Source organism: Helicobacter canis (assembly GCF_008693005.1).
Classification (GTDB): Bacteria; Campylobacterota; Campylobacteria; order Campylobacterales; family Helicobacteraceae; genus Helicobacter_B; species Helicobacter_B canis.
Genome location: NZ_VXKE01000012.1, coordinates 113418 through 121002 on the forward strand (window position 1 = coordinate 113418; position 7585 = coordinate 121002).

5 protein-coding genes and 2 pseudogenes are annotated in these 7585 nt (G+C 47.0%); 3 read left to right on the forward strand and 4 right to left on the reverse strand.

Annotated features, from left to right (window positions below; genetic code table 11):
- Positions 1–9: 9 nt before the first annotated feature.
- Together ruvA and F4V45_RS04415 are read right to left on the reverse strand one after the other, a co-directional pair.
- Positions 10–600, reverse strand: a complete 591-nt coding sequence (ruvA, locus tag F4V45_RS04410; RefSeq protein WP_150337235.1) for a Holliday junction branch migration protein RuvA — start codon at positions 598–600, stop codon at positions 10–12.
- The gene (locus tag F4V45_RS04415; protein WP_150337236.1) at positions 597–2579 is read right to left on the reverse strand and encodes a hypothetical protein; all 1983 of its coding nucleotides are present in this window, start codon (positions 2577–2579) and stop codon (positions 597–599) included. The genes ruvA and F4V45_RS04415 overlap by 4 nt, the downstream gene beginning before the upstream one ends.
- Before the next feature lie 133 nt (positions 2580–2712).
- Between F4V45_RS04415 and F4V45_RS10040 the strand changes: the two are divergent.
- From F4V45_RS10040 to cysS, 3 genes and pseudogenes are all read left to right on the forward strand, one after another.
- Positions 2713–3351, forward strand: a pseudogene (locus tag F4V45_RS10040) (lipid II flippase MurJ); the annotation flags it as partial.
- Positions 3328–4647 carry a lipid II flippase MurJ gene (locus F4V45_RS10000; protein WP_150337249.1) on the forward strand — a complete coding sequence of 440 codons (1320 nt, stop codon included), beginning with the start codon at positions 3328–3330 and terminating at the stop codon, positions 4645–4647. The pseudogene F4V45_RS10040 and the gene F4V45_RS10000, both read left to right, overlap by 24 nt.
- A 12-nt stretch (positions 4648–4659) precedes the next feature.
- Entirely contained in the window at positions 4660–6108 is a 1449-nt protein-coding gene (gene cysS, locus F4V45_RS04425; RefSeq protein WP_170235172.1) for a cysteine--tRNA ligase, read from the forward strand.
- 10 nt (positions 6109–6118) lie between these two features.
- Here the strand turns inward: cysS and F4V45_RS04430 are convergent, their stop codons facing one another.
- Both F4V45_RS04430 and F4V45_RS09915 read right to left on the reverse strand, forming a co-directional pair.
- A complete protein-coding gene (locus tag F4V45_RS04430; RefSeq protein WP_150337238.1) occupies positions 6119–7171 on the reverse strand; it encodes a hypothetical protein in 1053 nt (350 codons plus the stop codon).
- Between the two features lie 8 nt (positions 7172–7179).
- Positions 7180–7585 (reverse strand): annotated as a pseudogene (locus tag F4V45_RS09915) (MBOAT family O-acyltransferase); the annotation flags it as partial.

The following is a 7585-nucleotide window of genomic DNA, read 5'->3' on the forward strand; positions in this document are numbered from 1 at the left end:
TATTATACATTAGCGTGCAAGTAAGCGCAAGGCTTCTTTGATCGCACTTTGTGTATCGGTAGCTGTGATATTTGGTAGCACTTGCCTAATCTCGCTTGCCTTATAGCCTAGGGCTTCTAGCGCGCTAGTGATGTCGTGCTTACTTGCTATGTGGGTTTGGGGCTTGCTAGATTCTAGCACTTGCTCGCAAAAGCCCGCTAAATCTAGCAGAATCTTACCCGCACTTTTTGCGCCCACTCCGGGCACTTTTTGCAGTAGCTTAATATCCTTGCTAGCGATGATTTCTAGGAATTTTTGCGCGCTAAAGGTGCTAAGGATTGCAAGGGCAACCTTGCTGCCTACGCCATTGATTTTCAGCAGTCGCTCAAAAGTCTCTTGCTCTAAAGTATCCACAAAGCCAAAGAGGGCTTGCATATCTTCTCTAATGATATGTGTGGTGTGTAGGTGGATAGCACTAGAATCTAGGCTAGATTCTAGCTTGATACGCAAATGCGCGCTTGTTTGCACGCTGATAGCAATGGCGTAAATCACGCCTTGGACATTGAGCTCTACACGCATAGGCTCTAGCTTGTGGATTGTGCCAATTAGACCGCAGATCATTGCTCTACCTTTAAGTGGATTAGTGGGGTGTGGTTCGCGCTAGAATCTAAAGAGCTAGAATCTAAGCTCGCGCTAGATTCTAGGCTAGCTTGCGCATTTGGCGTGCTTGCTTGCCCGCTAGGCTCTTTGACTTTCGCGATAGTGATTACAGCGCGTTTATTATACTCAAGCAAGAGAGATTCGCTCATTAGCTCGCTAGGACCCAGCTCTAGCTTTTGTATATGCGCGTAGTTTTCAAAGCCTAGCACATTGCCGATACAAAGCCGCGCATTTGCAAGCCTAGCTTGTAGGGCTGGGATTGTGGTGTGCGCTAGGGTGTGTAAGGATTTTTGCAAGGCGTTTTTGCGCGCTAGGGTGGCTTTGTAGAGCTTGATAAGAAGCAAGGACTCTGCATAAGTTTGGGAGAATTTGGCTTCTTTTAGCGCGATTGCTTGCTGCTCTTTGGTAAAGCCTTGGAGCTTTTGCAAAAAGACTTGCGCGCTACTAAGCTTAGGGAGCAGGGCATTTAGGGTAGAATCTATGCGTGCTAGGGTTTGGGACTTATCGCGGTGGTAGGCTCTAGCATTGTAGAGATAGTCGCGATAATCGCTAGAGCCTAGTAGGCTAAAGATTAGGGCATTGTCATCGCCGTGGCTTTTGGGGATTTCTTGGACTTGGAGCTGTGTGCTAAAGTGGCAGGAGTTGGCAGAGCGCAGGCGATCTATGTGGATCGACTTTGCATAAATGCTACTAGCCCTAGCCTCTTGGATTCTAGCACTCTTAGCATAGATTGTGCCAGAATCTACATTTTTAATCGTGCAATCTTGGGTGATCAAAAGCCCCCTGTGGGTTAGGATCTTGGCATTTTGGGCTAGGATTTTAGAGCTTTTGTGTGTCGCGCCATTGATGACTAAATGCCTTGCTTTAATGGTAGTGCTGCTCCCTAGATCACCGCTAATTTCTATATGCTCCGCCTCGATATACACGCCATCGCCTAGCGCATCGATACTGCTGTCGCTAGATTCTATGCTAAGTGTGATGTGGGCTTGTATCCCGCCTAGTAGGGGCGGGGTTTGGGTGGATTTTAGCGGGGAGCTTGGCAGCGTGTAGAAGCAAAAAATATCCGCCTGCTCGCCTGTGTTGTGGCTCTTTTTGGCAAAAGGGGCGGTGAATTGATTATGCAAGGCGATGAAGCCTTGGACTTGGCTGAAGTATTCTATCCTATCATCGTAGGCTTTATGGGTGATATGCTCTTGTTCGCTTGGGATTATGCGCTGCTTTGCGCTACTTGGCGTGCAGTATTCTCCTAGGAGATTGCGCCCAGCTACTCCACCATCGCCAAACTCATACACCCCCACAAGCTCGCCAGAATCTACGCCATAAAATGCTTCTTCAATCTTGCTAGGTGGTGGGATACTCTCATCGCTAAAAAAGCTTCGCGCTTGTGCTTGGTGCAAGGCTTGGTAGCTCTCTTGCGGGAGAAAGCGGAAGCGCATAGGCTTTGGTGGGACATAAACACTACTCTCCATAATGCAAAATTCTTGCTCGCGCATTTTTGGCTTACTCTTTATAGCTTGCAAAAGCTCTTGCAAGCGCGCGTGTAGGCTCTGTATATCGCGTAAAATCACCCCTAGCATCGCTAGATCTGCGCCCACTTGCGCGTATAGCTCTTGCTCCATTTCATCAAGGGCTAGGAAGCTATCAAGGCAGCGCATAAATACCTTGTCTTTATCTGGCGAGAGTGTGAGTGTATAAGTGCTATCAATAAGCTTTGGGCGCACGAGAATATCGCAGCTCTGGCAGATTGTAAAGCGATTGTTATGATATAGCTTATCGTCTAAAAGCGCGTGGCTAGGGAGATTTGGATCGCTTAGGGTGATATGGTGCTTTTGCAAGAGACATTGCACGCTATCCATAGAAATCGCACGCTTTTGGCACTCGCTTTGCAAGGATTCTAGAGGGTTATCTGTATCTAGTAGGAGAAATGGCGCAAACTCCACGCAAATCCTTCGTATCCATTGATAGTAGCTATGAAACTTATAGGCTAATTACACACGCTTATTATAATATATCAAACTTCTTTTGGCTAGAATCTAGGCTTTATGCTATGTGATTTGTTTGTAAGGATTATTAGTGCTTAAAAAGGCGTTTTTGACAAATAGTAGCGGGATTTTATGCTCTAGGGTGTTTGGGTTTTTGCGGGATTTGAGTATGGCAAATATCTTGGGAGCTGGGGTGTATAGCGATATATTTTTTGTCGCATTTAAGTTCCCTAATCTTTTTCGCAGGATCTTTGGCGAGGGGGCATTTACGCAAAGCTTCCTGCCAAGCTTCATTGCAAGTAGTAAAAAGGGTGCATTTAGTGTGCTGGTGCTTCTGCTCTTTTCTTGCGCTCTTATAGGCTTTAGCCTGCTTGTGGTGGCTTTTAGCGGAGCATTTACTAAAGTGTTGGCTCTAGGCTTTGATGATGAGCTAATCAAGCTTGCAAGCCCGATTGTGGCTATCCATTTTTGGTATTTGTTTTTGGTGTTTTTGGTTACATTTTTTAGCACGCTTTTGCAGTATAAGCAGCATTTCTGGGTGAGCGCGTATAACACAGCATTGCTCAATATCGCGATGATTTGCGCACTGCTTTTTGCTAGGGGGAGTGATGAGCTGCAAATCGTGTATATCGCTAGCTATGGTGTGCTAGCTGGCGGTGTGGCGCAAATTGCCCTGCATATTTATCCGCTGTATAAGCTTGGGTTTATGAGGCTGTTTGTGTGTGGGGTGGGGGAGCTGCGTGTGGCTGGGGTTACTAGGGTGCTGTTTGGCAAAAAGTTAGATTCTAGCGGGAGGGATTCGGTCTTGGGTGAGCAATGCGGCAGTGTTGCGGATTTTGTGAAAGGCACGAACGCCAAGTTCGCTAACCTTCCCCAAAACGAGCGAAGCGAAGTTTCTTTAGAAAATCCGCAAAGCTCCCACAGCCCCACCGCAATTCCTAGAATCCTTATGGAAGAAAGCCAAAAGCAGAGTGAAAAAGCTAGAGTCCTTGCAGACAAACAAACTGCGCTAGAGTCGTCATCGCGAGCCGCGCAGAGCGGCGTGGCGATCCATAATCAAAACGCGGATTCTAGCAACGCCCAAAGTGTGTTTTCTCAAAACGCAGTTAGGCGGCAGGATTTTGGTGATAAAAATGGGGCTTTGCAAGGCGAGTCAAGGGCGCATACTAGAGCGTATGTAACCGCCGACTCGCCGCAGCAATCGCCATTTTTAGCCCAAAAGCCAACGCCAGAATCAAGCAAAAAGCCAACGCCCAAAGCCGCAAAGCTAGCTAGCACTATTAAAACCGAGCTTCGCGCGTTTTTCAAGCAGTTTTTGCCAGCTATGCTTGGTAGCTCTACAGCGCAAATTGCTAGCTTTATTGACACGATTTTGGCGTCATTTTTGGCGAGTGGGGCGATTTCTTATCTCTACTATGCTAATCGCATTTTCCAGCTGCCTTTAGCCATCTTTGCCATTGCGATTTCTACGGCACTATTCCCTATGGTGGCAAAGGCGATCAAAGCTAACGAGCATCAAAAAGCCTTAATAGCGATGAAAAAGGCATTTTGGTTTTTGCTCTTTATGCTGCTTTTTTGCGCGGTTGGGGGGATTATGCTTAGGGAGCAGATCATCTGGCTACTTTATGAGCACGGGAAGTTTAGTCGCGCTGATACGCTAAAGTGTGCTATGGTGTTTGCAGGCTATATGGTGGGGCTTGTGCCTTTTGGCTGCGCTAGGATTTTCTCTCTCTATCTCTACTCGCGCTCCCAGCAGGCTCTAGCGGCGAAAATCTCTGCGATCTCCTTGCTTGTGGGGGTTGTGTTTTCCCTAGTGCTTATGCAGTTTTTGGGGGCGTTTGGGCTAGCACTTGCTGGGAGCTTGAGCGGGTTTGTGCTGTTTGCTTTGACTATTAGGGCGTTTGGGTTTGGGGAGTTTTGGGCTATAATCTGTGCGCGAAATTACGCGCTATTGCTTGGCTTTATGCTTGTGTGCGAGGTTTTGCTATTTGCACTATGGCTACACTATATACAAATTCCACATTAAGCAAGGATAATGATGAAAATCTATGATACAAGAGTGAAGAAAAAGCTAGAGTTTATCCCGCTAAAAGACAAGGCGGTTAGGATCTATGTCTGCGGACCCACGGTGTATGATGATGCACACTTAGGGCACGCTAGAAGCTCTATCGCCTTTGATTTGCTATGTAGGACGCTTAAGGCAAGCGGCTATGATGTGCTGTTTGTAAAAAACTTCACCGATATTGATGACAAAATCATCAAAAAAGCCAAAGACTCTGGCACAAGTGTCGCAGAAGTCGCAGAGTTTTATATCCAAGCATACTTGCGCGATATGGACGCCCTGCTTGTGCGCCGCCCAGATATTATGCCAAAGGCTACGGAAAATCTCTCCGCGATGGCAGCTCTTATCACCAAGCTTTTAGAGAAGGACATAGCCTATAAGCTCCCCAATGGCGATATTTATCTCAATGTCCCAAAAGATGTGAAATATGGGGAGATTTCAGGGCGCGGGGTTGATGATGAGAGCCAAGCTAGAATCCATAATGATGAGCAAAAGCGCGATGTGCGAGACTTCGCGCTGTGGAAGAGCTACAAGGGAGCAGATGACTTTGGCTATGAGAGTGTGCTGGGGTTTGGGCGACCGGGCTGGCATATAGAGTGCTCAGCGATGATTGAAGAAGTGCTAGCCTACCAAGACAAAGAATTTGCCATCGATATTCACGGCGGCGGTGCGGATCTGCTCTTCCCCCATCACGAGAACGAAGCCTGCCAGAGCCGCTGTGCCACAGGCAGGGAGCTTGCAAAGTATTGGATGCATAATGGCTTTGTCAATATCGATGGGCAAAAGATGAGCAAAAGCCTAGGCAATAGCTTTTACATCAAAGACGCGCTAAAGCAATATAGCGGCGAAGTCGTGCGTAACTATCTGCTAGGCACGCACTATCGCGCGGTTTTGCACTTCAATGAAGAAGATCTACTCCTAGCAAAAAAGCGACTCGATAAAATCTACCGCCTAAAGCAGCGCGTGGCAAGTGGCTTTGGCGGCGGACTAAGCGGAGCTAGGGCGGCTATGCAGGGGAGCAATATCGCGCTAGAGTGCAAGTTTTGCGATGAGGTTTTAGAGAGTATGCGCGATGATTTGAATATCTCAAAAGCCCTAAGCGTGCTAGAAGATATGATCCACAGCGCAAACACAAGCCTAGATTCTACCCCAAAGGACAAGGAGCTAAAGCTAAGGATTTTGGCAAGCCTTGATTTTGTATGGGAGCTGCTTGGCATTGGCGGGGGGGATTGTGTGGAGTATTTTCAACAAGGGCTAACTAAAGAGCAAAAAGCACATATACAAGAGCAAATTGATAAGCGCGCGCAGGCGAAAAAGGCGCGTGATTTTGCCAGAGCTGATGCGATCCGCGCCGAGCTAGAATCTATGGGGATTGTGCTTAGTGATACAAGTGAAGGCACGATATGGGAGCGCGCGCTAGAGTAGCTAGAATCTATCAATCTAGCCCTAAGGAGCGCAGTAGCTTGATAAAGGCTATGGTGTGCAGCTCTACGCCGTGCTTGTTAAGATGATAGCCGGTGTCGTAGAAGTATTTTCTCTCAAAGTGTGCATCTTCCCACGAGTTTGCAAAGTAAATGCCCTGCGCTTTTAGGCTGGATTCTAGCTGGGTGATTTTGCTCTGTGTTTTACTATCTTTGATACTAAATAGTGCGCTCTCCATACTCACAGGATAGAGTAGGAAAAGTGTGATCCCGCGTGCTTTGGCAAAGTCTCTAAGGCGTCCAAACTCTTGGATAAAAAACGCCGAAACCTTAGCACCATCATAGATATAGTGCTCATTTGGCGCGAAGCTTGAAGTGGTATATTGTGAGCAAAAATCGCCATTTGGACTAAGTGATTTATAGCTATATCCGTAAAACTCCTGCGCACAAGGTAGAATCTGCAAGCCATCTTTGCTCCACGCTTTAGTGGGGGTGGCATTGGCTTTGGGTGTGGCTGGCTCTGTGGCTTTAAGGAGAGAGCGCACAAGGATTTTGGCTAGATTTTGAAATATCCGCATAGGATCGTTGTAGAGATAGGCTAGGGCTCTATGCTTTTTGGTGATAAATTTGCCATACTCCTTATCCCAAGACATCATATTTTGGATATACCAATAGTCTTCATAAGGCTCTGCGGCGAAAAACGCGCTAAAGACAGGAGAGTAGAAGACAATGTCCCCACTCCTTGCTGTGCGCAGGATTTTATCCACTTGGTAGTTGATAGGCAGTCCCGCGTGTGTGCCGTAGTTGATAAAGCGGACATTGGCGTTTGCTTCTATCATCGCGCCATTAAAGCCAAAGAGCACATTTGAGCCGCCAAAGATAAGCACACGCCTAAGCTCTGTGGGCTCGCTATTTAGCCTATCTTTCATCGCATAGACATCTTTAAGCCATACTTCGGCATTTTTAAGCAGCGGCAGCCCATAGCCCACGCCAAGCACCAGCGCGCCAAAATACACCCCCATACTCCCAACCACAGAGATGAAAAACAGCCAAACCTTACGCCGCACCACAATTCCTAAAAATTAAAGTATAAAAACGGCGAGCTAGCACCACTATCGCCGATGATTTTTAGCAAGCAAATCGCGCAGCCTACCCCGGCAAAAATAATGCGCACCTTGCTGATATGCGCGCTTAGGGCTATGCTATTTTTACACCCTAGAGCTAGGATAAACGCTAGGAAAATCCAGCCCCACACTTCGATAGAGTTTGTGCTAACTGTGCCAGAGTCCATAAGCCTAAGCCACACTACCTCTCCAAAAAACATACCCTGTAATAAATTCACCGCTCCTTGTAGATTTTCTGCCCTAAAAAACACCCAAGCGATATTGATAAAATTAAATGTAAGAATCCAGCAAAGCAGGATATAGATTCTAGTTTGCATAAATCGCACATAGAGACTTGCAGAATCTAGCTTTTTATAT